The 22,970-nt window shown below is 73.3% G+C and carries 22 protein-coding genes and 1 riboswitch; of the genes, 18 read left to right on the plus strand and 4 right to left on the minus strand.

Translation table 11 applies throughout. The features are described from left to right. Positions 1–166: 166 nt before the first annotated feature. From pheS to NHG27_RS17895, 3 genes are read left to right on the plus strand one after another with little or no spacing between them, the layout of a single operon-like run. Positions 167–1,258, plus strand: coding sequence for a phenylalanine--tRNA ligase subunit alpha (gene pheS / locus NHG27_RS17885; RefSeq protein WP_497017195.1), 1,092 nt, complete (start codon positions 167–169; stop codon positions 1,256–1,258). Continuing rightward, positions 1,258–3,843, plus strand: coding sequence for a phenylalanine--tRNA ligase subunit beta (pheT, locus tag NHG27_RS17890; protein WP_497017196.1), 2,586 nt, complete (start codon positions 1,258–1,260; stop codon positions 3,841–3,843). The genes pheS and pheT overlap by 1 nt, the downstream gene beginning before the upstream one ends. Continuing rightward, complete coding sequence (locus NHG27_RS17895) at positions 3,836–4,696, plus strand: SDR family NAD(P)-dependent oxidoreductase (RefSeq protein WP_497017197.1); 861 nt, start codon at positions 3,836–3,838, stop codon at positions 4,694–4,696. The genes pheT and NHG27_RS17895 overlap by 8 nt, the downstream gene beginning before the upstream one ends. A 7-nt stretch (positions 4,697–4,703) precedes the next feature. Here the strand turns inward: NHG27_RS17895 and NHG27_RS17900 are convergent, their stop codons facing one another. Both NHG27_RS17900 and NHG27_RS17905 read right to left on the minus strand, forming a co-directional pair. Next, a complete protein-coding gene (locus NHG27_RS17900) occupies positions 4,704–5,486 on the minus strand; it encodes a DUF899 family protein (RefSeq protein ID WP_497017198.1) in 783 nt (260 codons plus the stop codon). Between the two features lie 131 nt (positions 5,487–5,617). Continuing rightward, a complete protein-coding gene (locus NHG27_RS17905; RefSeq protein ID WP_497017199.1) occupies positions 5,618–5,968 on the minus strand; it encodes a hypothetical protein in 351 nt (116 codons plus the stop codon). Between the two features lie 142 nt (positions 5,969–6,110). Here NHG27_RS17905 and NHG27_RS17910 point away from each other — a divergent pair, with 142 nt between their 5' ends. The 3 genes from NHG27_RS17910 (at position 6,111) to thiD (ending at position 8,793) form a co-directional block, all read left to right on the plus strand. Further along, complete coding sequence (locus tag NHG27_RS17910; protein ID WP_497017200.1) at positions 6,111–6,596, plus strand: hypothetical protein; 486 nt, start codon at positions 6,111–6,113, stop codon at positions 6,594–6,596. An 89-nt stretch (positions 6,597–6,685) separates the two neighbouring features. Then, entirely contained in the window at positions 6,686–7,024 is a 339-nt protein-coding gene (locus tag NHG27_RS17915) for a hypothetical protein (protein WP_193718299.1), read from the plus strand. 75 nt (positions 7,025–7,099) lie between these two features. Further along, positions 7,100–7,200: riboswitch (TPP riboswitch) on the plus strand. After that, positions 7,192–8,793, plus strand: coding sequence for a bifunctional hydroxymethylpyrimidine kinase/phosphomethylpyrimidine kinase (thiD, locus tag NHG27_RS17920; protein ID WP_497017201.1), 1,602 nt, complete (start codon positions 7,192–7,194; stop codon positions 8,791–8,793). It overlaps the preceding riboswitch by 9 nt. 10 nt (positions 8,794–8,803) lie before the next feature. Here thiD and NHG27_RS17925 read toward each other — a convergent pair whose 3' ends face one another. Both NHG27_RS17925 and NHG27_RS17930 read right to left on the minus strand, forming a co-directional pair. Beyond that, entirely contained in the window at positions 8,804–9,076 is a 273-nt protein-coding gene (locus tag NHG27_RS17925) for a hypothetical protein (RefSeq protein ID WP_193718301.1), read from the minus strand. Beyond that, on the minus strand, positions 9,073–10,107 hold the full coding sequence (locus tag NHG27_RS17930) for a quinone oxidoreductase family protein (RefSeq protein ID WP_497017202.1): 1,035 nt from the start codon (positions 10,105–10,107) through the stop codon (positions 9,073–9,075). Before NHG27_RS17930 ends, NHG27_RS17925 begins: the two co-directional genes overlap by 4 nt. A gap of 153 nt (positions 10,108–10,260) precedes the next feature. On the opposite strand from NHG27_RS17930, the gene NHG27_RS17935 reads away from it, so the two are divergent. From NHG27_RS17935 to tyrS, 12 genes are all read left to right on the plus strand, one after another. Further along, the gene (locus NHG27_RS17935) at positions 10,261–10,632 is read left to right on the plus strand and encodes a VOC family protein (RefSeq protein ID WP_497017203.1); all 372 of its coding nucleotides are present in this window, start codon (positions 10,261–10,263) and stop codon (positions 10,630–10,632) included. Between the two features lie 140 nt (positions 10,633–10,772). Further along, positions 10,773–11,849 (plus strand): N-acetyl-gamma-glutamyl-phosphate reductase, encoded by a 1,077-nt coding sequence (gene argC / locus NHG27_RS17940; RefSeq protein WP_497017204.1) that lies wholly within the window; start codon positions 10,773–10,775, stop codon positions 11,847–11,849. Continuing rightward, the gene (argJ, locus tag NHG27_RS17945; RefSeq protein WP_497017205.1) at positions 11,846–13,042 is read left to right on the plus strand and encodes a bifunctional glutamate N-acetyltransferase/amino-acid acetyltransferase ArgJ; all 1,197 of its coding nucleotides are present in this window, start codon (positions 11,846–11,848) and stop codon (positions 13,040–13,042) included. The genes argC and argJ overlap by 4 nt, the downstream gene beginning before the upstream one ends. Further along, entirely contained in the window at positions 13,039–14,031 is a 993-nt protein-coding gene (argB, locus tag NHG27_RS17950; protein ID WP_497017206.1) for an acetylglutamate kinase, read from the plus strand. The genes argJ and argB overlap by 4 nt, the downstream gene beginning before the upstream one ends. Continuing rightward, complete coding sequence (locus NHG27_RS17955; RefSeq protein WP_497017207.1) at positions 14,028–15,458, plus strand: acetylornithine transaminase; 1,431 nt, start codon at positions 14,028–14,030, stop codon at positions 15,456–15,458. Before argB ends, NHG27_RS17955 begins: the two co-directional genes overlap by 4 nt. A gap of 3 nt (positions 15,459–15,461) precedes the next feature. Further along, on the plus strand, positions 15,462–16,409 hold the full coding sequence (argF, locus tag NHG27_RS17960; protein WP_497017208.1) for an ornithine carbamoyltransferase: 948 nt from the start codon (positions 15,462–15,464) through the stop codon (positions 16,407–16,409). Next, positions 16,406–16,963, plus strand: coding sequence for an arginine repressor (locus tag NHG27_RS17965; protein ID WP_193718309.1), 558 nt, complete (start codon positions 16,406–16,408; stop codon positions 16,961–16,963). Before argF ends, NHG27_RS17965 begins: the two co-directional genes overlap by 4 nt. A 99-nt stretch (positions 16,964–17,062) precedes the next feature. After that, positions 17,063–18,292, plus strand: a complete 1,230-nt coding sequence (locus NHG27_RS17970) for an argininosuccinate synthase (RefSeq protein ID WP_193718310.1) — start codon at positions 17,063–17,065, stop codon at positions 18,290–18,292. A 3-nt stretch (positions 18,293–18,295) separates the two neighbouring features. Then, positions 18,296–19,765 carry an argininosuccinate lyase gene (gene argH, locus NHG27_RS17975; protein ID WP_497017209.1) on the plus strand — a complete coding sequence of 490 codons (1,470 nt, stop codon included), beginning with the start codon at positions 18,296–18,298 and terminating at the stop codon, positions 19,763–19,765. Between the two features lie 7 nt (positions 19,766–19,772). Next, entirely contained in the window at positions 19,773–20,384 is a 612-nt protein-coding gene (locus NHG27_RS17980; protein WP_193718312.1) for a uridine kinase family protein, read from the plus strand. Between the two features lie 57 nt (positions 20,385–20,441). Further along, positions 20,442–21,146 carry a DNA-3-methyladenine glycosylase gene (locus NHG27_RS17985; RefSeq protein ID WP_407671804.1) on the plus strand — a complete coding sequence of 235 codons (705 nt, stop codon included), beginning with the start codon at positions 20,442–20,444 and terminating at the stop codon, positions 21,144–21,146. Between the two features lie 132 nt (positions 21,147–21,278). Beyond that, positions 21,279–22,538 (plus strand): tyrosine--tRNA ligase, encoded by a 1,260-nt coding sequence (tyrS, locus tag NHG27_RS17990; protein ID WP_193718313.1) that lies wholly within the window; start codon positions 21,279–21,281, stop codon positions 22,536–22,538. Positions 22,539–22,970 lie beyond the last annotated feature (432 nt).

A 22,970-nucleotide genomic window follows, 5' to 3' on the forward strand; every position in this document is an offset into this window, starting at 1 on the left:
TACCTGGCTCAACCACTACAACCTGGAACGACCCCACCTCGGCATCGGCGGCCTACGACCCATCGACCGAATCAACAACGCAACGGGTCAGTACATCTAGAATCTTCAGTTGGACGCGCGAGGTGACCTCTGCGCGTCCGGTCCCGATCCCGCCAGGAAGGCACGCATGTCCACCCCTGATCCGGTCCAGCCCGCTGCGCCCTCGCCCCTCGACGGTCCCGCGCTCGAGGCCGTCCTGTCCGACGCCCTCGCCGCGGTCGAGTCAGCCCGCGACCTCGACGAGCTCAAGACGGTGCGCCTCGAGCACACCGGCGACCGCAGCGCCCTCGCTCTCGCGAACCGCCAGATCGGCCAGCTCGCGCCCGCCGACAAGGCCGCCGCTGGCAAGCTCCTCGGCCCGATCCGCGGCCGCCTGAACCAGGCTCTCGCCGCCCGCACCCAGGTCCTCGAGGCCGAGCGTGACGAGCGCGTCCTGGTCGAGGAGTCGGTCGACGTGACGCTCCCCGTCGACCGCGCCCCCGCCGGTGCCCGCCACCCGCTCGAGACGCTCCAGGAGCGCGCCGCCGACTTCTTCACGGCCATGGGCTGGGAGATCGCCGAAGGGCCGGAGATCGAGGCCGAGTGGTTCAACTTCGACGCCCTGAACTTCGGACCGGACCACCCGGCCCGCCAGATGCAGGACACGTTCTTCCTCCAGGCTCCCGCGGGACCCGACGGTGAGCCCGGTGAGCCCTCGAACCTGGTGCTGCGCACGCACACCTCGCCCGTGCAGGCCCGCACGCTCCTCGAGCGCGAGCTGCCCGTGTACATCGCGTGCCCGGGCAAGGTGTTCCGCACCGACGAGCTCGACGCGACGCACACGCCCGTGTTCCACCAGGTCGAAGGGCTCGCGGTCGACAAGGGCCTGACCATGGCGCACCTGCTCGGCACCCTGGACCACTTCGCGAAGGCGATGTTCGGCCCCGAGGCCCGTACGCGCCTGCGTCCGTCGTTCTTCCCGTTCACCGAGCCCAGCGCCGAGATGGACCTGTGGTTCCCCCAGAAGAAGGGCGGGGCCGGCTGGATCGAGTGGGGTGGCTGCGGCATGGTCAACCCGAACGTCCTGCGCTCCGCAGGGATCGACCCCGAGGTCTACTCGGGCTTCGCGTTCGGCATGGGCATCGAGCGCACGCTCATGCTGCGCCACGGAATTGCTGACATGCACGACATGGTGGAGGGCGACGTCCGCTTCTCGACCCAGTTCGGAATGGGGATCTGATGCCGAACATCGTCATCGACTGGCTCGGCGACCACGTCGAGCTTCCGGCCGACCTGACGGCCGAGACGCTGGCCGCCGCGCTCGTGAAGGTGGGCCTGGAGGAGGAGGCGATCCACGGGTCGTCCGTCACGGGGCCGCTCGTCGTGGGCCAGGTCGTCTCGGTCGAGCCCGAGGAGCAGAAGAACGGCAAGGTCATCAACTGGTGCCAGGTCGACGTCGGGGCGCACAACGTCGACGGTGTCCCGGTGGCCGAGGGAGGGACCCCGCGCGGGATCATCTGCGGTGCGCACAACTTCGGCCCGGGGGACCGCGTCGTCGTCGCGCTGCCCGGTGCGGTGCTGCCCGGACCGTTCCCCATCGCGAGCCGCAAGACCTACGGGCACGTCTCCGACGGCATGATCTGCTCGGCCAAGGAGCTCGGCCTGGGGCAGGACCACGACGGCATCATCGTGCTCGACCGCTACGGGTACTCCCCGGAGACCGGGTACGACACGACGCCCGGTACGGACGCGCTCGAGCTCCTGGGCCTCGGCGACGAGGTCCTCGAGATCAACGTGACCCCGGACCGCGGGTACTGCTTCTCCTACCGCGGCGTCGCGCGCGAGTACTCGCACTCCACGGGAGCAGCCTTCACCGACCGCGGCCTGCCGACGGGCGACCTGCCGGGCGTCACGCCCGACGGCTTCCCGGTCGAGGTCGAGGACGGTGCCCCGATCCACGGCGTGACCGGCTGCGACCGGTTCGTCACGCGCATCGTGCGGGGCATCGACCCGCAGGCCCCGACCCCGGCGTGGATGCAGCGCCGCCTGACGCAGGCGGGCATGCGTCCCATCTCGCTCGCCGTCGACATCACGAACTACGTCATGCTGGACCTCGGTCAGCCGCTGCACGCCTACGACCTCGCCAAGGTCGCGGGGCCGGTCGTCGTGCGCCGGGCGCACGCGGGGGAGCGGCACACCACGCTCGACGGCGTCGACCGCCGCCTCGACATCGAGGACCTGCTCATCACGGACTCGCCGGAGGGCGTCCGCGGCTCGCGCGTGCTCGGGATCGCGGGTGTCATGGGCGGGGCGTCGAGCGAGGTCAGCGAGACCACGACCGACGTCCTGGTCGAGGCCGCTCACTTCGACCCGATCACGGTCGCCCGCTCGGCGCGGCGCCACAAGCTCCCGACCGAGGCCGCCAAGCGCTTCGAGCGCGGCGCGGACCCGGCGCTGCCGCCCGTCGCGGCCCAGCGCGTGGTCGAGCTGCTCGTGGAGCTCGGCGGCGGCACCGCGGACGAGGCCGTGAGCGACCTCAACACGGTCCCGCCCGTCATGCCGATCGTCTTCCCGATCCACGAGGCCGAGCGTCTCGTGGGTGTCCCGTACACCTCGGAGCAGGTGCGCGGCGTCCTCACGGAGATCGGCTGCACGGTCCGCGACCTCGACGGCGGCACGACCCTCGAGGTCACCCCGCCCACGTGGCGCCCGGACCTGACGGGGTCCGCGGAGCTCGTCGAGGAGATCGCCCGTCTCGTGGGCTACGACAAGATCCCGTCGGTCCTGCCGCCCGCGCCCGCGGGGCGTGGGCTGACGACCTCGCAGCGGCTGCGCCGCTCGGTCGCCCGCGCCCTCGCGGAGGCCGGGTTCGTCGAGACGCTCAGCTACCCGTTCGTGAACCCGCAGTCGCACGACGACCTGCGGCTGCCCGCGGACGACGACCGTCGCCGCGCGCTGCGCCTGGTCAACCCCCTCGCGGACGACCACCCCGAGATGCGCACGAACCTGCTGACGACGCTGCTCGGCACGCTCAAGCGCAACGTGGGACGCGGCAACGCGGACCTCGCGATCTTCGAGATCGGCCTCGTGACCCGTCCCGTCGTCGGTGCGCCGGCGGCTCCCCAGCTGCCGGGCGGCGTCCGTCCGAGCGAGCAGGACCTCGCCACGCTGCAGGCCGCGGTGCCGCCGCAGCCGCGCCGGGTCGCGGGCGTCCTGACCGGCCAGCGCGTGGCCTCGGGCTGGTGGGGGGCCGGCCGCGCCGCGGACTGGACGGACGCGCTCGCCGCCGCCGAGCTGGTCGCCGAGCGGGTGGGCGCCCGGGTGGAGGTCGTCGCGGACCACGACCACGCGCCGTGGCACCCCGGGCGCACGGCGAGGCTCGAGCTGACGGACGGGACCGTCGTCGGGCACGCGGGAGAGCTGCACCCCAAGGTGCTCGAGACGCTCGGCCTGCCTGCGCGGACCGTGGCGTTCGAGGTCGACCTCGATGCGCTCGTCGCCGCTGCGCCGGGCAAGCCCGTCCAGGCGACGCCCGTCTCGTCGTTCCCGCTCGCGAAGGAGGACCTGGCGCTCGTCGTCGACGACTCCGTGCCGGCCGCGGCCGTGCGCGCCGCGATCGAGGAGGGCGCGGGCGAGCTGCTCGAGGACGTCGCGCTCTTCGACGTCTACACCGGCCCCCAGGTGGGCGAGGGCAAGAAGTCCCTCGCGTTCTCCCTGCGCCTGCGCGGCACCGACCGCACGCTGACCGCGGAGGACTCCGCGGCCGTGCGTGCGGCCGCGGTCGCCGTGGCGCACGAGAAGGTCGGGGCCGAGCTCCGTGGCTGACGTCACCACCGTGGCCCCCGCGCGCACCGCCCTCGTCACGGGTGGTGCGCGCGGCATCGGCCGCGCGGTCGTGCTGGGGCTCGCCGACGCGGGCCTCGACGTCGCCGTCCTGGGGCGCGACGCGTCCCGCGTGGACGACGTCGTCGCGGAGGTCCGTGCACGGGGTCGCCGGGCCGTGGCGCTGGTCGCGGACGTCGGCGACGTCGAGGCGGTCGACTCCGCGGTCGCTCGTGCCGAGGCCGAGCTGGGCGGGATCGACCTCCTGGTCAACAACGCCGGGCGCATCGACGCCGAGGTCCCGCTGTGGGAGGCCGACCCCGACGAGTGGTGGTCCGTGATGGAGACCAACCTGCGCGGTCCGTTCCTGCTCGCGCGTGCGGTCGTCCCCGGGATGCTCGCGCGCGGCGGCGGCCGGGTCGTCGACCTGAACTCCGGCGCGGGCTCGCACGACATGGACGGCGCGACCGCGTACAACGCGAGCAAGACCGCGCTGCTGCGCCTGGGCTCGAACCTGCACGCGTCGGGGCACGCGCGGGGGCTGCGGACGTTCGAGGTCGCTCCCGGGGTGGTCCGGACCGACCTGACGGCGTCCATGGACATGCACGTGGGGCGCACCGAGTGGACGCCCGTGGAGCGGACCGTCGAGATGGTCGTCGCGATCGCGCGCGGCGAGCTCGACGCGTGGTCGGGCACGTTCGTGCGGGTCACGCACGACTCGCCCGCGTCCCTGCGCGCGGCCGCCTCAGGAGCCACCGGGGACGCGGACGCCGTGCCCGGCCCGGAGGCGCGTCGACTGCGTGTGACGCGCTACGGCGACGACGACCCGATGCCGGGGGCGCTGCCGGCGCGCTGACCGGCCGTCAGTGGTGGTGGCCGTGCCGGCCGAGCGACTCCACGGGGGTGGCTCCCGGCCGGGTCCACTGCGGCACGGGTCGCGTGGTCGGACCCCAGCCCGCGACGCCGTCCGCGTCCGAGCGCCAGAACCAGCACGCGTCGAGCCCCGGCGGCCAGCCCTCGGGGTTGACCTCCCAGGCCTCGCCACGCCCGTGGGGCGTCATGTCGAGCAGGGCGAACGACGGGTTGGTGGGCTCGGTGCCCCGGCCCGTCGTGCGGTAGGTGAGGTACACGTCGTCCCCGTCGCGCAGGAAGCACGAGAGGTACCCCATCTCGCCACCGAGCGGCGCGTCCAGGTCCCGGACCGAGTACCAGGGCTGGCTGTAGCCCATGAACTCGACGAACGGGACGACCTCCTCCCACGCCCCCGTGGTGAGGATCGCGAACGAGACGTCGCGGGCGTTGAGGTAGACGGCGTCCCTCAGGTGCCAGGCCGTCCAGGTGCAGCCCTCGCACTGGCCCTGGTGCGGTGCGCCGTCGTGCCACATGTGCTGGTAGACCACGAGCTCGTCGCGCCCCTGGAACAGGTCCAGGAAGGGCACCGGGCCGTCGGGGCCCACGACCTCCGTGGTGCCGTCGAGGCTCACCATGGGCAGGCTGCGGCGGGCGGCCGCGATGGCGTCCCCCTCGTGGGTGTGGGCCTTCTCGCGGACCAGGAGCTCGTCCCGGGCGGCCTGCCAGGTGGCCAGGTCGACGACGGGCGGGCGGCCTGGCAGCGTCGTGGTCGGGGAGTCGGGCTCGGTCGTCATGGTGTCCTCCGTGCGGGGTCGGGCAGGGCAGCGGTCACCAGGGCAGACTCGGTCCCTCGTCGGAACTCATCGCCCGGTCGCCCGGTCCGGCGCGCGGGGGACGCCGCGGCGAGGCTCGCACGCCGGCGGTCTCAGTGGCTGCGCCGACCCCTCGAGGCGCCGAACGGCCCGCCCACGAACAGCCCCAGGCCGAGCACGAAGCCGAAGTCGTACCAGTTGCCGTCGTTGTGCACCTCGTAGATGTTCACCGTGTCGGTGAACAGGGAGACGACGAACGTGACGGGGACGATGATGCCCTGCCACAGGCCGAGCCAGAAGCCGGCGGGGCTGCCGTCGGCGGTCGGCGTGCCGACGTCCGGGTTGGGGCCGGGGGCGCAGGCCGCGAGCGCGAGCGCCCCGACGACCAGGGCCGCGGCGAGGGCGATCCGCCGGGCGCGCGGTGCCGTGCGGTGGGGCGTGACGTCGTCGTGCGTCGTGCTCATGGCCGACCTCCTCGGTGGTGGGCCGTCTCCTGACGGTCGCTCCCAGCATCCGCCGCGGCGGTGGTGCGATCAACCGCACCGGCACGGCGGGCGGCGACGCCGTACGCCGACGCCGGACGTCTCCGCTGCTATCTTGCAGCGCATGGATACCTCTGCCTGGCTGCCGGCGGTGCTCGGGATCGTCGGCGTGCTCGCGGGGTCCCTGGCGACGGGGTGGGCGCAGTCCCGCACGGTCGCCACGCAGGTCGGCGAGGCTGAGCGGATCCGGCTCGACACGCTGCGGCGGAACGCCTACGCCGACTACATCGAGGTGAACACGCAGACGAGGATGGTGCTGGCCAGGCTCGCGACGGAGCTCACCCACGAGGGGAGGACCGGCCTCGCGCAGACGTTGGCGGAGCAGCTCGTGTCGCTCGCCGAGGCGAGGCTGTCGGCAGAGGCGCGCGTCGCCGTCGAGGGGGCCGATCAGGTGGTCGACGCGATCGAGGCGCTCCGCGTGACCTTCTCCGAGGACGGTGCGGACGCGGAGGAGATCACGCCGGAGATGGTCGCGGCGGCCAACACCCGGTTCCGTGTCGAGAGCAAGAGGATCCTGCGACTGATCCGAGAGGACCTGGGCACCCGTTAGCCCGTTTCGGGGCGGTCGGCCCGCGGGCCCGCTACGGTGGTGGCTCTGCACCGTCCTTGACGTCGACGACGACCACCGAGGTGACCGCGATGCCCCGCCGGACCGGCCTGCTCGTCGGAGTCCTGGCCGCGTCGTGCGGCGCTCTCGCGCTGGCTGCGGCGCCCTGGGCGACCGGGCGGGTCGCGATCCCGGCGCAGGGGCCGTGGATCGTCGCGGTCGACGGGTGGCCGGCCGGGATCGACGCCTGCGCTGAGGACCACGCGGTCGAGTACGCCGTGACACCGCTCCCTCTACCGCCGCTCCCGACGACGGTCGCCCTCGTCCCCGAGGCCGGCCGCGAGGACGTCGAGCGTGTCGTACGGTGCCTGGACCGGTACGTCCCGTCGTCGGGCATCGACGTGATGACGGTTCCTCCTGCGGCCTCGTAGGCCGCAGGAGCGCCGAGCCGACCGCCGCCTGCCGGTCCCTGCCGACCGGCAGGTCCTGGTGCCCGCTATCCTTCCCCCGAAGACACGGGGTGCCCGCTCCCACGAGCCGGGCTGAGATCACACCCGTCGAACCTGATCTAGCTAGCACTAGCGAAGGGATGTCGGCAATGTCGCTTGCTGCCACCACACCTGCCCTGCCCACCACCGGGCCCGTACCCGCGTCCGGGGAGGTGCGGGGCCGCGCCCCGCAGCAGGGGGCCGGGCCCTCCCGTCCCCGCGTCCTGTCGATCGCAGGCACCGACCCGACGGGGGGCGCCGGGATCCAGGCCGACCTCAAGGCGTTCGCGGCGCACGGCGCGTACGGCATGGCGGTCACGACCGCACTGGTCGCGCAGAACACGCACGGCGTCCGCTCCGTCCACGTCCCGGGCGCAGAGTTCCTCACCGAGCAGCTCGACGCGGTCTCGGACGACGTCGTGATCGACGCCGTGAAGATCGGCATGGTCGCCGACGAGGCCAACGCGCGGGCGATCGCGGCGTGGCTCGGCCGCGTGCGGCCGCCGTTCGTCGTGCTCGACCCCGTCATGGTCGCCACGAGCGGCCACCGCCTCCTCGACGAGGGGGCCGAGCAGGCCGTGCGCGACCTGGTCGCGCTCGCCGACCTCGTGACCCCCAACCTCCCCGAGCTCGCCGTCCTCCTGGGCGAGCCGGCCGCGACCACCTGGCCCGACGCCCTCACCCAGGCGAGGCGACTGCACGCGGCGGGCGGCGCCGTCGTGCTCCTGAAGGGTGGTCACCTCACGGGGGAGGAGTCGCCCGACGCCCTGGTGGGGCCCGACGGCGTCACGACCTTCTCGGCGCCCCGCGTCGACACCGTGCACACCCACGGCACCGGGTGCTCGCTGTCGGCGGCGGTCGCCGCCCTGCGTCCTCGGCGTGACGACTGGGCGGGTGCCGTGCGCGACGCGAAGACCTGGCTGACGGGTGCGCTGCGGGCCGGGGGAGGGCTGGCCGTGGGCACGGGCCACGGACCCGTCGACCACCTGGCGCACCTGCCCACGCTCGGGCGGCGGACGTTCACCGACGAGGCTTGGGAGCGGATCGCGGGCTGGCGCGAGGCCGTCGAGGGCATGGGGTTCGTGGGGGCGCTCGTGGACGGGTCCCTCGCCGCCGAGGACTTCGGGTTCTACCTCGCGCAGGACGCCGCCTACCTGGCCGAGTACGCCCGCGTGCTGTCGCGGGCGAGCCTCCTCGCGCCCACGCCCGAGGCGCGGCAGTTCTTCGCGGGCGCGGCGGTCGAGTCGCTCGAGGTCGAGCAGGCGCTGCACCGCGACTGGCTCGGCGAGCACGCCGGGATGGACCGCGGTGCGGTCGAGGGCGTCGACCCGTCCCCCGTGACGGCGGCCTACACCAACCACCTGCACGCGGCGTCGAACGGGTCGTACGCGGAGACCGTCGCGGCGCTGCTGCCGTGCTACCGGCTGTACGCGCACATCGGCGACGTCCTGGTGAGCCGGGCGGGGGACCTCCGCGGGCACCCCTACGCGCGCTGGATCTCGCTCTACGGCGACCCGTCGTTCGCCGAGGCCACGCGGACGGCGTGCGCGTTCGCCGACGAGGCCGCGCGCTGGGTGTCCCCCGCCGAGCGCGAGCGCATGCTGCGGGCGTTCGAGCTGTCCGCGATGCACGAGTACCTGTTCTTCGAGCAGGGGCTCGTCCGGCCGGGATGGCCCGTGCCGCCGGTCGGCCTGCAGGCCGCGCAGGTGTGACCCGGCGCCCTCAGACGCTCGTCGCGCCGCCCGAGGGGTACGAGCAGTCGTACCCGGGCGGCCACCAGCGCCACGTCGCCGTGACCTCGTCGACCGCGACTCCTGCCGGACGATCGGTCGTGCAGCCGGCGCGCGCCTGGTCCAGCCCGACGGTCAGGTAGTACACCGCGAGCACCCCCGTGAGGGCGACCATGAGGACGGTCAGCGCCAGGCGCAGGCGACGGTCGGAGCGACGGGCGGGCTCGTCCTCCCCGGGCCGCGGCGGGACCCAGTCCCAGCTCACGACGCGGCGCCCGGCGTCGGGCTCGTCGCACCGGCTGCCGGCTCGTCGCCGGGGACGAGCAGGACCTTGCCCGTGGTCGCGCGACCTTCCAGGGCGCGGTGCGCGTCGGCCGCGCGGGCGAGCGGGAACGTCGCGCCGATCCGCACGTCGAGGTCGCCCGACGCCACGAGCGCGTACACCTCGCTCGCCCGGTCGAGGAGCTCGGCGCGCGTCGCGGTGTAGTCGTCGAGCGTGGGGCGCGTCGTGAAGAGCGAACCGCCCGTGTTGAGGCGCTGCAGGTCGAACGGTGGCACCTGGCCCGACGACCCGCCGAACAGCACGAGCATCCCGCGGCGGCGCAACGACGCGAGCGAGGCCTCGAACGTGTCCTTGCCGACCGAGTCGTAGACCACGGCGACGCCCTGGCCGCCCGTGAGGTCGCGCACGATCGCGGGCAGCTCGGCCGTGAGGTCGTCGAGCGCGGCGTAGTTCACGACGTCGGACGCCCCCGCCGCGCGCGACAGCCCGGCCTTGGCGTCGGTCGAGACGGTCGTGATGACGCGTGCGCCGCGCCGCACCGCGAGCTGGGTCGCGAGCAGCCCGACGCCGCCGGCCCCCGCGTGCAGCAGGACGTCGTCACCGGGCTGGACCGGGTACGTCGACGTCACGAGGTAGTGGGCCGTGAGCCCCTGGAGCCCGACGGCCGCCGCGACGCGCAGGTCGATCGACTCCGGGACCGGGATCGCGACGTCCGCGGGCACGATCACCTGCTCGGCGTAGGACCCGGACGCGTTGGTCCAGGCGACGTGGTCGCCGGGCTCGAGGTCCGTGACGCCCGGGCCGACCGCCGTGACGACGCCCGCACCCTCGGTGCCGACCACGTGCGGGAACTCCATCGGGTACACCCCCGCCCGACGGTAGGTGTCGATGAAGTTGACCCCCGCCGCCGCGACGTCGACGAGGAGCTCGCCGGTTCCGGGGCCCGGGGTCGGGAGCTCGACGAGCTCGAGGACGTCGGGGCCGCCTGCCTGGAGTGCCTGGATCGCGCGCATGGGGTCAGCCTAGGCGGCGCCGGGCCCCGGTCGACGGGTCGGGCCTCACCGGGTGTGCAGGCCGGGCGGTCCGGAGCGCCCGCCAATGGCCCGAGCTGCACACTCGGTGAGGCGCACGGCCCAGGTGTCGGACCCGCGTGGCACGCTGCCCGCATGGCCACCCACGCGCACGGCATCCATCACTCGATCGACTACCTCGAGCTCTCGGTCACGGACATGGCGGAGGCGCAGGCGTTCTACGCCGAGGCCTTCGGATGGGAGTTCGTCCCGTACGGGCCGGGCTACGCGGGCTTCCGGACCTCTGCGGAGGAGGGCGAGGCCGAGGCCGGGGGGCTGGCGCTCGCGGACACGGTGACGCGTGGCGGTCCTCTGGTGCTCCTGTACTCCGCCGACCTCGACGAGTCGGTGCTGCTGGTCCAGGACGCGGGCGGTCAGGTCGTGGAGGGGCCGTACGACTTCCCGGGCGGTCGCCGGTTCCACTTCCTCGACCCGAGCGGCAACGAGCTGGGCGTCTGGGGCGCGTAGGTCCCTGTTCGAGCGGGGCCGAACCCGAGGTTGGTCGGGCAGGCAGGGGTCCGGGCCCGACGAACCTCGGACTCGGCCCCGGTGGGCAACGCGGAAGAGAGCGTTCCCGATCGACTGCATAACTATGTATAGTTGTGCATATGACGATCACAGTGGCAGTCGCCGGCGCGTCCGGCTACGCGGGCGGGGAGATCCTCCGGCTGCTCGCGAGGCACCCCGAGGTCGAGATCGGGGCGCTCACGGCGCACTCCACCGCGGGCTCGGTGCTCGGGCTGCACCAGCCGCACCTGCGCTCGCTCGCGGACCGCGTGCTGCTGCCCACGACCGTCGAGCACCTGGTGGGCCACGACGTCGTCGTGCTCGCGCTGCCGCACGGTGCGTCCGGTGAGATCGCCGCCCAGCTGCCCGACGACGTCCTGGTCCTCGACCTCGGCGCGGACCACCGGCTCTCCTCGGCCGCGGACTGGACCGCGTTCTACGGCTCCGAGCACGCGGGCACCTGGCCCTACGGCCTGCCCGAGCTCCTGATCACCGAGCAGACCGGCGACGGGGTCGAGTACACCAAGCAGCGCGAGGTCCTCGCGGGAGCGCGCCGCATCGCCGTCCCCGGCTGCAACGTCACGGCCGTGACCCTGGGGCTGCAACCCGGTGTCGCCGCCGGCCTGCTCAGCCCGGTCGACGTCGTCGCGGTCCTCGCCAACGGGTACTCGGGTGCGGGCAGGTCGCTCAAGACGCACCTGCTCGCCTCCGAGGGCCTCGGCTCCGCGCAGCCCTACGCCGTGGGCGGCTCGCACCGGCACATCCCGGAGATCGCGCAGAACCTGCGCTCGGCAGGCGCCGACGACGTCACGATCTCCTTCACGCCCACCCTGGTGCCCATGGCCCGCGGCATCCTCGCGACCGCGACGGCGCGCCTCGCTGCGGGCCACGAGGACCTGAGCGTCGACGCCCTGCGCCAGGCCTACGAGCAGGCGTACGCAGGAGAGCCGTTCGTCCAGCTCCTGCCCGAGGGCCAGTGGCCCACGACCGCCATGACGCTCGGCGCCAACACGGCCCTGGTCCAGGTCGCGATCGACCGGGCTGCAGGCCGCGTCGTGACCGTGACCGCGATCGACAACCTCGTCAAGGGCACCGCAGGCGGCGCCGTCCAGTCCATGAACATCGCCCTGGGGCTGCCGCAGACCCTGGGACTCACCACCGAAGGGGTCGCACCGTGACCGTCACCGGACCGCTCGGCTTCCGGGCCGCAGGAGTCGCCGCCGGGCTCAAGTCCACCGGCGCCAAGGACGTCGCGCTCGTCGTCAACGAGGGCCCGCTCGACGTCGCCGCGGCCGTCTTCACGACCAACCGCGTGTTCGCGGCCCCCGTCGCCTGGTCGCGCCAGGCCGTCGCGGACGGGATCGCGCGCGCCGTCGTCCTCAACTCGGGCGGCGCCAACGCGTGCACCGGACCCGAGGGCTTCGCCGACACGCACCACACGGCCGAGTACGTCGCGGACCTCCTCGAGGTCTCCGCGGGCGACGTCCTGGTCTGCTCGACGGGACTCATCGGCGAGCGCCTGCCCGTGGACCGCCTGCTCGCGGGCTGCGACGCCGCGGCCGGCGCGGCCGACGCCGACGGCGGCCCCGACGCGGCCCTCGCGATCATGACCACGGACACCGTGCCCAAGACCGTCCTCGTCACGCGCGAGGTCAGCGACGAGCACAGCGTCGACGGCGCCACGAGCTGGTCCGTGGGCGGGATGGCCAAGGGAGCCGGCATGCTCGCGCCGGGCCTGGCGACCATGCTCTGCGTCCTGACCACGGACGCCGTCGTCGACGCCGCGACCGCGGACGCCGCGCTGCGCGCCGCGACCGCGACCACGTTCGACCGGGTCGACTCGGACGGCTGCATGTCGACGAACGACACGGTGATCCTCCTGGCCTCCGGTGCGTCCCAGGTGCCGGTGACCCTCGAGGAGCTCACGGCGGCCGTGACCGAGGCGTGCGCGGACCTCGCACGTGCCCTGGTCGCGGACGCCGAGGGCGCCAGCCACGACATCGCCGTGACCGTCACGAACGCGAGCGACGAGACCGCGGCGCTCGCGGTGGCCCGCGCGGTGACCCGCTCCAACCTCTTCAAGGCCGCGGTGTTCGGCAACGACCCCAACTGGGGCCGCGTGCTCTCCGCCGTCGGGACCGTCCCCGAGGACGTCGCGCCGTTCGACGCGCTCGCGCTCGACGTGTCGATCAACGGTGTCCAGGTCTGCCGCGCCGGGGGAGTGGGCGAGCCCCGCGAGCTCGTGGACCTCGCCTCGTCCCGCGAGGTGCACGTCGAGGTCGACCTGCACGCGGGCGACGCCCGGGTCACGGTCTGGACCAACGACCTCACGCACGACTACGTCCACGAGAACAGCGCGTACTCCTCATGAGTCCCCAGACGTCGCAGGACGCCGCCCGGTCGACGGCGTTCGACACCCGCACCGACCTGACCCCCGGCCAGAAGGCCGAGGTCCTGCTCGAGGCCATGCCCTGGCTCCAGGAGTTCCGCGACGCGCTCGTGGTCGTCAAGTACGGCGGCAACGCCATGATCGACGACGAGCTCAAGGCTGCGTTCGCGCGCGACATGGTGTTCCTGCGCCAGGTCGGTCTCCACCCCGTCGTCGTCCACGGCGGCGGGCCGCAGATCTCCGCGATGCTCGCGCGCCTCGGGATCGAGAGCGAGTTCCGCGGCGGGCTGCGCGTGACGACCCCCGAGGCCATGGACGTCGTCCGCATGGTCCTCACGGGCCAGGTCTCGCGCGAGCTCGTCGGGCTCATCAACGCCCACGGCCCCTACGCCGTCGGGCTCTCGGGCGAGGACGGCGGTCTGCTCCAGGCGCAGCGCCGGCACGCGATGGTCGACGGCGAGCCCGTCGACGTCGGCCTGGTCGGAGACGTCGTGGAGGTCCACCCGTCCGCGGTCCAGGACCTGCTCGACGCCGGGCGCATCCCCGTCGTCTCGACCATCGCCCCGGACCTCGACGACCCCACCCAGGTGCTCAACGTCAACGCCGACACGGCCGCCGCGGCGCTCGCTGTCGCGCTCGGAGCCAAGAAGCTCATCGTCCTGACCGACGTCGAGGGCCTGTACACCTCGTGGCCGGACAAGACCTCGCTCGTCAGCCAGATCACGCGGACCGAGCTCGCCGCGCTGCTGCCCTCGCTCGAGGCCGGCATGGTCCCCAAGATGGAGGCCTGCCTGCGCGCGGTGTCCGGCGGGGTCCCGCGCGCGACCGTGATCGACGGCCGCGTGGCCCACTCGGTCCTCCTGGAGGTCTTCACGACGCGCGGCAACGGGACCATGGTCGTCCCGGACCCGCTCTCGTCGAGCACCACGACGCCCCCCACCGCCCACGTCACCTCGCAGGAGCAGGCATGAACGGCACGACCGGCGAGATCTCGCCGACCACCTCGGACAGCGTTGCCGACCCGGCGGCCACGGGCGTCGAGGGCGCTCCGGGCCGCGAGGGCACCGCGGACACGACCCTGACGGGACCGGGCAGCGTCGCGCAGTGGACCGAGCGCTACACGCACGCGGTCATGGACACGTTCGGCGCCCCTCAGAAGGTCCTGGTCCGCGGCGAGGGCGCGTACGTGTGGGACGCCGACGGCAAGCGTTACCTCGACCTGCTCGCGGGCATCGCGGTCAACGCCCTGGGGCACGCGCACCCCACGCTCACCGCGGCCGTCAGCGCCCAGCTGGGCACGCTCGGGCACGTGTCGAACTTCTTCGGCACGCCCACCCAGATCGCGCTCGCCGAGCGCCTCCTGAACCTCGCCCAGGCCCCCGAGGGCTCGCGCGTGTTCTTCACCAACTCGGGCACCGAGGCCAACGAGGCCGCCTTCAAGATGGCGCGCCGCAACCGTGACGGGGCCGCCGGCCCGGGCACGCGGACCAGGATCCTCGCGCTCGAGGGCGGCTTCCACGGCCGCAGCATGGGCGCGCTCGCCCTCACCTCCAAGGCTGCGTACCGCGAGCCGTTCGAGCCCCTGCCCGGTGGCGTCGAGTTCGTGCCGTTCGGCGACCTGGTCGCGCTCGAGGAGGCGTTCTCGGACGAGGCCGTCGCCGCGCGCGGCGAGGTCGCCGCGCTGTTCGTCGAGCCGGTCCAGGGCGAGGCGGGCGTGCGCCCGCTCCCGCCGGGCTACCTGGTGGCCGCACGCGAGCTGACCGCGTCGTCGGGCGCGCTGCTGGTCCTCGACGAGGTCCAGACGGGCGTGGGGCGCACGGGGACGTGGTTCGCGTTCCAGCAGCAGGAGATCGGCGGGGGCGTCGTGCCCGACGTCGTCACGCTCGCCAAGGGGCTCGGCGGCGGGTTCCCCGTGGGAGCCGTCGTGGCGTTCGGCGAGCGGGCCGCGACCCTCCTGGGACGGGGCCAGCACGGCACGACCTTCGGAGGGAACCCTGTCGCCGCGGCGGCGTCGCTCGCGACCCTCGCCGTGATCGAGCGCGACGGCCTGCTGGCCAACGTGCGGGCCGTCGGCGAGCAGCTGCGCGAGGGGATCGCGGCGTGCGGCAACCCCGTGGTCGCGGGCACGCGCGGCCACGGCCTGCTGATCGCGGTCCAGCTCGCCGCCCCCGTCGCGGCCGACGTCGCGCGGCTCGCCCTCGACCAGGGCTTCATCGTCAACGCGGTGCAGCCCGACGCGGTCCGCCTCGCGCCACCCCTGATCCTGACGCGCGACCAGGCGAGCGACGTCGTCGCGTTCTTCGCCGGGCTGCCCGCGGACCTCGTCGGCTCGCCGACCGCACCGCACGGCTCCGCAGGCCCTGCGCCCACCGTCCCCGCCACCCGTCCGAAGGGCTGACCCGTGATCTCGACCGCCACCGTGCGACACTTCCTGCGCGACGACGACCTGAGCCCCGCCGAGCAGCGCGAGGTCCTCGAGCTGGGCCTCGGCTTCCGCGAGGACCGCTTCATCCGGACGCCGCTGCGCGGCCCCCAGGCCGTGGCCCTGATCTTCGACAAGCCCTCGACACGCACCCGGGTGTCGTTCTCTGCGGGCGTCGCCGAGCTCGGCGGCTACCCGCTGACGATCGACGGCGCGACGAGCCAGCTCGGTCGTGGCGAGCCCATCGCGGACACCGCGCGGGTGCTGGACCGGCAGACGTCGGCGATCGTGTGGCGGACCTTCGGCCAGGAACGCATCGAGGAGATGGCGCGGGTCGCGACCGTCCCGGTCGTCAACGCGCTGACCGACGAGTTCCACCCGTGCCAGATCCTCGCGGACCTGCTGACGGTCGCCCAGCACCGTGGCGGCGTCGGCGCGCTGGCCGGCAAGTCGCTCGTCTACCTGGGTGACGGGGCCAACAACATGGCGCACTCCTACCTGCTGGGCGGTGCGACGGCCGGCATGCACGTGCGCGTCGGCGCCCCGGCCGGCTACCTGCCGGACCCGGCGATCGTCGCGGACGCCGAGCGGATCGCCCGGGACACGGGCGGTTCGGTGCTCGTGACCACGGACGCGCTCGAGGCCGCGCAGGGGGCCGACGTCGTCGCGACCGACACCTGGGTCTCGATGGGCGACGAGGCCAGCGCGGCCGAGCGCGAGCTGCCCTTCGTGCCGTACCAGGTCAACGCCGAGGTCATGGCCGTCGCGGCCGACGACGCGCTCGTGCTGCACTGCCTGCCCGCCTACCGGGGCAAGGAGATCACGGCCGAGGTCATCGACGGCCCGCAGTCGGCCGTCTGGGACGAGGCCGAGAACCGCCTGCACGCGCAGAAGGCGCTGCTGACCTGGTTGCTGGAACGCTCGTGACGACGGCCCTCGGCCCGGGCAGCGTGCCGACCACCAAGGCGGCGCGCCACGCACGCATCGCGCAGCTCGTCGCCCGGCACGAGATCCACTCCCAGGCCGAGCTCGCCAAGGCGCTCGCCGAGGACGGGGTGAGCGTCACGCAGGCGACGCTCTCGCGCGACCTCATCGAGCTGCGGGCCGAGAAGGTCCGCAGCGCGTCGGGTGCGCTCGTGTACGCGGTGCCGGGCGAGGGCGGGGACCGGTCGGTCCAGGTCGCGAACGACGCCGAGTACGTCGCGGCCCGGCTCGCCCGGCTGTGCGCCGAGCTCCTGGTCTCGGCCGAGGCGTCGGGCAACCTCGTGGTCCTGCGGACGCCGCCCGGCGCCGCGCAGTACCTGGCCTCGGCGATCGACCACTCGGTGTTCGTGGGCGTGCTCGGCACGATCGCGGGGGACGACACCGTCCTGGTGATCTCGCGCGAGGTCGACGGCGGCGAGGACCTGGCCGCCCGTTTCCTGGCCCTGACCAACCCGGCCAACCCCGTGGCCCCCACCAACCCCACCACTCCTGGCTAGCGACGGCCCGCACGGGCCGCGCAGCGACCACGGCGTCCGCCGACCTTCGGCGGCTGCCACACTTGGACCCATCACCCCACGCAAGGAAGAGAACAAGTCATGACTGAACGCGTCGTGCTCGCCTACTCGGGCGGCCTGGACACCTCCGTTGCCATCGGCTGGATCGGCGAGGCCACCGGGGCCGAGGTCGTCGCCGTGGCGGTCGACGTCGGCCAGGGCGGCGAGGACCTCGAGGTCATCCGTCAGCGTGCCCTCGACTGCGGCGCCGTCGAGGCCTACGTCGCGGACGCCCGCGACGAGTTCGCGACCGAGTACTGCATGCCCGCGCTGCGCGCGAACGGCCTGTACCTCGACCGCTACCCGCTGGTCTCGGCGATCTCGCGCCCCGTGATCGTCAAGCACCTGGTGCGTGCTGCTCGCCAGTTCGGTGCGACGACCGTCGCGCACGGCTGCACGGGCAAGGGCAACGACCAGGTCCGCTTCGAGGTCGCCACGACCTCGCTCGCTCCTGAGCTCAAGACGATCGCGCCGGTCCGTGACCTCGCGCTGACGCGCGAGAAGGCCATCGCGTACGCCGAGAAGCACTCGTTGCCGATCGCCACGACCAAGCACAACCCGTTCTCGGTCGACCAGAACGTGTGGGGCCGCGCCGTGGAGACGGGCTTCCTCGAGGACATCTGGAACGCCCCGACCAAGGACGTCTACAACTACACCGACGACCCGACGTTCCCGCCGGTCGCGGACGAGGTCGTCATCACGTTCGAGCAGGGCGTCCCGGTCGCGCTCGACGGCGTCCCGGTCACGCCCCTGCAGGCCATCCAGGAGATGAACCGTCGCGCTGGCGCCCAGGGCGTGGGCCGCATCGACATCGTCGAGGACCGCCTGGTGGGCATCAAGTCGCGCGAGATCTACGAGGCCCCGGGGGCGATCGCGCTCATCGCGGCGCACCAGGAGCTCGAGAACGTGACGCTCGAGCGCGAGCAGGCCCGCTTCAAGCGCGGCGTCGAGCAGCGCTGGACCGAGCTGGTCTACGACGGCATGTGGTTCAGCCCGCTCAAGAAGTCGCTCGACGTCTTCATCGACGACACCCAGCGCTACGTGTCGGGCGACATCCGCCTCGTCCTGCACGGTGGCCGCGCGACCGTCACGGGCCGTCGCAGCGAGTCGAGCCTGTACGACTTCAACCTCGCGACCTACGACGAGGGCGACACGTTCGACCAGTCGCAGGCCAAGGGCTTCATCGAGATCTTCGGCCTCACGGCCAAGCTCTCCGCGGCCCGCGACGAGAAGTTCGGCAACGGCGTGGACTTCGGCACCGGGAGCCTGTGAACCATGAGTGACGAGATCACGTCCGGCGCCGCTGCGGGCGACGCAGCCGAGGTGGAGGGCGCGTCGGGCGCTCCCGTGAGCCTGTGGGGCGGCCGGTTCGCCGGCGGCCCCGCGGAGGCCCTGGCGGCCCTGTCGCAGTCGACGCACTTCGACTGGCGCCTCGCCCAGCACGACATCGCGGGCTCGCGCGCCCACGCCAAGGTGCTCGCGGCGGCGGGGCTGCTCGACGACGACGAGCTGACCGCGATGCTCGAGGCGCTGGACGTGCTCTCGGCCGACGTCGAGTCGGGTGCTTTCCTCCCGGTGCTGGCCGACGAGGACGTGCACACGGCCCTCGAGCGCGGGCTCATCGAGCGCGCGGGTCCGGAGCTGGGCGGCAAGCTGCGCGCGGGCCGCTCGCGCAACGACCAGATCGCGACGCTCGTGCGCTCGTACCTGCGCGAGGAGGCCCGCGCGATCGGTGTCCTGGTCCTGGACGTCGTCGACGCCCTGATCGAGCAGGCCGAGGCGCACCCGGGGGCGCCCATGCCGGGGCGCACGCACCTGCAGCACGCGCAGCCCGTGCTGCTCGCGCACCACCTGCTGGCGCACGCGTGGCCGCTGCTGCGCGACGTCGACCGCTTCATCGACTGGGACGTGCGTGCGGGGCGTTCGCCGTACGGCTCGGGCGCCCTCGCGGGCTCGTCGCTGGGGCTGGACCCGGCAGCGGTCGCGGCGGACCTGGGCTTCGACGGTCCGGTCGAGAACTCGATCGACGGCACGGCCTCGCGCGACGTGGTCGCGGAGTTCGCGTTCGTGTCCGCGATGCTGGGTGTCGACCTCTCGCGCTTCGCGGAGGAGATCATCATCTGGAACACCAAGGAGTTCGGTTTCGTCCGCCTGGACGACGCCTACTCCACGGGGTCCAGCATCATGCCGCAGAAGAAGAACCCGGACATCGCGGAGCTCGCACGCGGCAAGGCGGGGCGCCTCATCGGCGACCTGACGGGCCTGCTGGCGACGCTCAAGGGCCTGCCGCTCGCGTACAACCGCGACCTGCAGGAGGACAAGGAGCCGGTGTTCGACCAGGTCGACACCCTCAAGGTCCTGCTGCCCGCGTACGCGGGCATGGTCCGCACGCTGACGTTCGACACCGAGCGCATGGCGTCGCTCGCGCCGCAGGGCTTCTCGCTCGCGACGGACGTCGCGGAGTGGCTCGTCCGTCAGGGCGTGCCGTTCCGCGTGGCGCACGAGGTCGCGGGGGCGTGCGTGCGGGTGTGCGAGGAGCGCGGCATCGAGCTGTGGGACCTCTCGGACGCGGACCTCGCGGAGATCTCGGAGCACCTCACGCCGGGGGTCCGGGACGTGCTGACGGTCGAGGGCTCGCTGGCCTCGCGCGACGCCGTCGGGGGCACCGCGCCCGCGCGCGTCGCGGAGCAGCTCGAGGAGGCCAAGGTCCGCTCGGCGGAGTACCGCTTCTGGGTCCAGGGCTGAGGTCCGCATGAGCGTGAGTGCTGCGGTCCTCGCGGACCTCGTCACCCGCGTGCACGACGGCGCAGCCCGCCTCGGTCCGGGACGTCCGGCAGGTCCGGGCGTCCCGGGGGCGGGCTGTCGCCTGGTCGTCGTCGACGGGCCGGCCGGGTCGGGCAAGACCACGCTGGCGGCTCAGCTCGCCGCGGCCCTGCCGGCGCAGGTCGTCCACATGGACGACCTGTACGAGGGCTGGACGGGCATGACGGCGGGGGTCGGGCGGCTCGTCGAGCAGGTCCTGGACCCGCTGGCCGCGGGCCGCCCGGGCCGGTACCAGCGCTACGACTGGTCGCTCGACGACTTCGCGGAGTGGCACGACGTGCCGCTCGCCCCTTTCCTCGTCGTCGAGGGCTGCGGCGCGGGGTCCCGGCGCGTCGCCGACGTGACGACCCTGCTCGTCTGGGTCGAGGCCGACGACGAGCTCCGCCTGGCCCGGGGCCTCGCGCGCGACGGGCAGGAGGCCCGCGTGCACTGGCTCGAGTGGATGGCTGCGGAGCGCGCGGTCTACGCGGCCGAGGGGACGGCCGAGCGCGCCGACGTGGTCCTCGACGGGTTCGGCGAGCCGGTCACGCCCGGAGCGTAGCCGGGACGTGCGGGGCGTAGATTGCGGGGGAGACCACCGCCCAGCCAGGAGGCCCACGTGACCGAGTCCCTCCGCTCCCTCCCGCTCGACCTCGCCCCGGCGACCGACCCGGTGCCGGGCGACCGAGCCCTCGACGTCCCGGCGCGGGGCTGGTTCGCGCGACCGAGCCTGGAGGTCGCGCGCGACCTCCTCGGGGCCTCGGTCACGCACCGCTCTCCCGAGGGCAGCGTCACGGTCCGCCTCACCGAGGTCGAGGCCTACGACGGCGAGCGGGACCCGGGGTCGCACGCCTTCCGTGGCCGCACCGAGCGCAACCGGGCCATGTACGGCGAGCCGGGGCACCTGTACGTCTACCGTCACCTGGGCCTGCACCACTGCGTCAACGTGGTCTGCGGTCCGCTGGGCCAGGCATCGGCGGTGCTCCTGCGGGCGGGAGAGGTGACCGACGGCGTCGAGCTGGCCCGGGCGCGCCGGCTCGCCGCCGGCGTCTGCGACTCGGACCGCCAGATCGCACGCGGTCCGGCACGTCTCGCGGTGGCGCTCGGGCTCGACCTGACCCACTACGGGCTCGACGTGACGGAGGAGGGGGGCGACGTCGTCGTGCACCGGGACGCCCGGACCATGCGCCCGGCGATCGCGACCGGACCCCGGGTCGGCGTGAGCGGCGACGGGGGAGACGCGAGCGTCTACCCGTGGCGCCTGTGGCTCACGGGAGACCCGACCGTGTCGGCGTACCGGCCGGCGACGCGCCGCACGCGCTGAGGGTCCGCTGCTCGGCGGAGTCGGTGGAGGGCGGCGGGACACGGCAGACTAGGACACCGGGCGCGAGCACGACAGCGCAGCCCGACACACGCCCTGCGCCGCTACGTGCGCGGGCACGACGAAGGAGATGCAGTGAACGACGTTCTCGACGAGTTGCAATGGCGAGGCCTGGTGGCGCAGTCCACCGACGAGGCCGCGCTGCGTGCTGCGCTGGCCGAGGGACCCGTCACGTATTACTGCGGCTTCGACCCGACCGCGCCGAGCCTGCACCACGGCCACCTGGTGCAGCTCATCCTGCTGCGCCACCTGCAGCTCGCGGGGCACCGTGCGATCGCGCTCGTCGGCGGCGCCACGGGCATGATCGGCGACCCGCGCCAGTCGGGGGAGCGGATCCTCAACACCAAGGACACGGTCGCCGAGTGGACCGAGCGCCTCAAGGCGCAGGTCTCGCGATTCCTCGACTTCGAGGGCGACAACCCGGCGCGCATCGTGAACAACCTCGACTGGACGGCGAACCTCACCGCGATCGACTTCCTGCGGGAGATCGGCAAGCACTACCGCCTGGGGACCATGCTGGCCAAGGACACCGTGGCGCGCCGCCTGAGGTCGGACGAGGGCATCAGCTTCACCGAGTTCAGCTACCAGATCCTCCAGGGGAACGACTACCTCGAGCTGTTCCGCCGTGAGGGCGTCACCCTCCAGACGGGCGGCAACGACCAGTGGGGCAACCTGCTGTCGGGCGTCGAGCTGATCCGCAAGGCCGAGGGCGCCTCGGTGCACGTCCTGACGACGCCGCTCATCACCAAGGCCGACGGGACCAAGTTCGGCAAGACCGAGGGCGGGGCCGTGTGGCTCGACCCCGACATGATGAGCCCGTACGCGTTCTACCAGTACTGGGTCAACGCGGACGACGCCGACGTGGTGGGCTGGCTCAAGATCTTCACGTTCCGTACCGCGGAGGAGATCGCCGAGCTCGAGCGCGCGGTCGCGGAGCGTCCTGCGGCGCGCGAGGCGCAGAAGGCGCTCGCGGCCGACGTCACGACACTGGTCCACGGCGCCGCCGCGACCGAGGCCGTCATCGCGGCGAGCCAGGCGCTCTTCGGTCGTGGAGACCTGGGAGCGCTGGACGCGGGCACGCTCGCTGCGGCCGTGGCCGAGCTCCCGCGCACGACGGCGGCCCCCGGGGACGCGGTCGTCGACCTCCTGGTCGGGTCGGGTCTCGTGAGCTCGAAGGGCGCGGCGCGACGCGCGATCGCCGAGGGCGGCGCCTACGTCAACAACGTCAAGGTGACGTCCGAGGACGCGGTCCTCGGTGCGGACGACCTGCTGCACGACCGCTTCGCGGTCCTGCGTCGCGGCAAGCGGACGCTCGCGGTGGCAGCCGTCGCGTGACGGTTCCTTCGGTGTGACGGTGGGACCAGGGGAGTGCTCCCCCTGGTCCCACCGTCGTCCCGGACGGTTCGTCCGCCGCCGGCCCGGGTGCGGTGACCGGCGTCACCGCACCCGGGTTTGACCTCGACCGCGGAGTCGACGTAATCTTCTGGATGTCAGCCCGACAGGGAGGAACAGACACCACTGCGAAGCTCCTCGGAGCCGCCGCGAAGTGGCTGGTCCCACGAGCAGACGCTCCCACAAACTGCAGGTCCTGGACCTGACGACCCGTGAGAGAACCAGAGCAGGGCCGTCTCCGCCTCGGCGGTAGACACGCAGCCTCGCCTCTGGTAAGGTAGAGAAGTTGCCCCGAGTGAAGGCCTGGGAACGGGTTGGATTCGGTGCGTGTCGGTTGCTTGAGAACTCAACAGTGTGCTTGATAGTTAATGCCAA

The organism is Oerskovia sp. 140933 (assembly GCF_059651515.1).

Excerpts from the sequence above, each read along its gene's own strand:
- pheS (WP_497017195.1), top strand. The coding sequence starts at position 167 with ATGTCCACCCCTGATCCGGTCCAGCCCGCTGCGCCCTCGCCCCTCGAC.
- pheT (WP_497017196.1), top strand. The coding sequence starts at position 1,258 with ATGCCGAACATCGTCATCGACTGGCTCGGCGACCACGTCGAGCTTCCG.
- NHG27_RS17900 (WP_497017198.1), bottom strand. The coding sequence starts at position 5,486 with ATGACGACCGAGCCCGACTCCCCGACCACGACGCTGCCAGGCCGCCCG.
- NHG27_RS17905 (WP_497017199.1), bottom strand. The coding sequence starts at position 5,968 with ATGAGCACGACGCACGACGACGTCACGCCCCACCGCACGGCACCGCGC.
- NHG27_RS17910 (WP_497017200.1), top strand. The coding sequence starts at position 6,111 with ATGGATACCTCTGCCTGGCTGCCGGCGGTGCTCGGGATCGTCGGCGTG.
- NHG27_RS17915 (WP_193718299.1), top strand. The coding sequence starts at position 6,686 with ATGCCCCGCCGGACCGGCCTGCTCGTCGGAGTCCTGGCCGCGTCGTGC.
- thiD (WP_497017201.1), top strand. The coding sequence starts at position 7,192 with ATGTCGCTTGCTGCCACCACACCTGCCCTGCCCACCACCGGGCCCGTA.
- NHG27_RS17930 (WP_497017202.1), bottom strand. The coding sequence starts at position 10,107 with ATGCGCGCGATCCAGGCACTCCAGGCAGGCGGCCCCGACGTCCTCGAG.
- NHG27_RS17935 (WP_497017203.1), top strand. The coding sequence starts at position 10,261 with ATGGCCACCCACGCGCACGGCATCCATCACTCGATCGACTACCTCGAG.
- argC (WP_497017204.1), top strand. The coding sequence starts at position 10,773 with ATGACGATCACAGTGGCAGTCGCCGGCGCGTCCGGCTACGCGGGCGGG.
- argB (WP_497017206.1), top strand. The coding sequence starts at position 13,039 with ATGAGTCCCCAGACGTCGCAGGACGCCGCCCGGTCGACGGCGTTCGAC.
- NHG27_RS17955 (WP_497017207.1), top strand. The coding sequence starts at position 14,028 with ATGAACGGCACGACCGGCGAGATCTCGCCGACCACCTCGGACAGCGTT.
- NHG27_RS17970 (WP_193718310.1), top strand. The coding sequence starts at position 17,063 with ATGACTGAACGCGTCGTGCTCGCCTACTCGGGCGGCCTGGACACCTCC.
- argH (WP_497017209.1), top strand. The coding sequence starts at position 18,296 with ATGAGTGACGAGATCACGTCCGGCGCCGCTGCGGGCGACGCAGCCGAG.
- NHG27_RS17980 (WP_193718312.1), top strand. The coding sequence starts at position 19,773 with ATGAGCGTGAGTGCTGCGGTCCTCGCGGACCTCGTCACCCGCGTGCAC.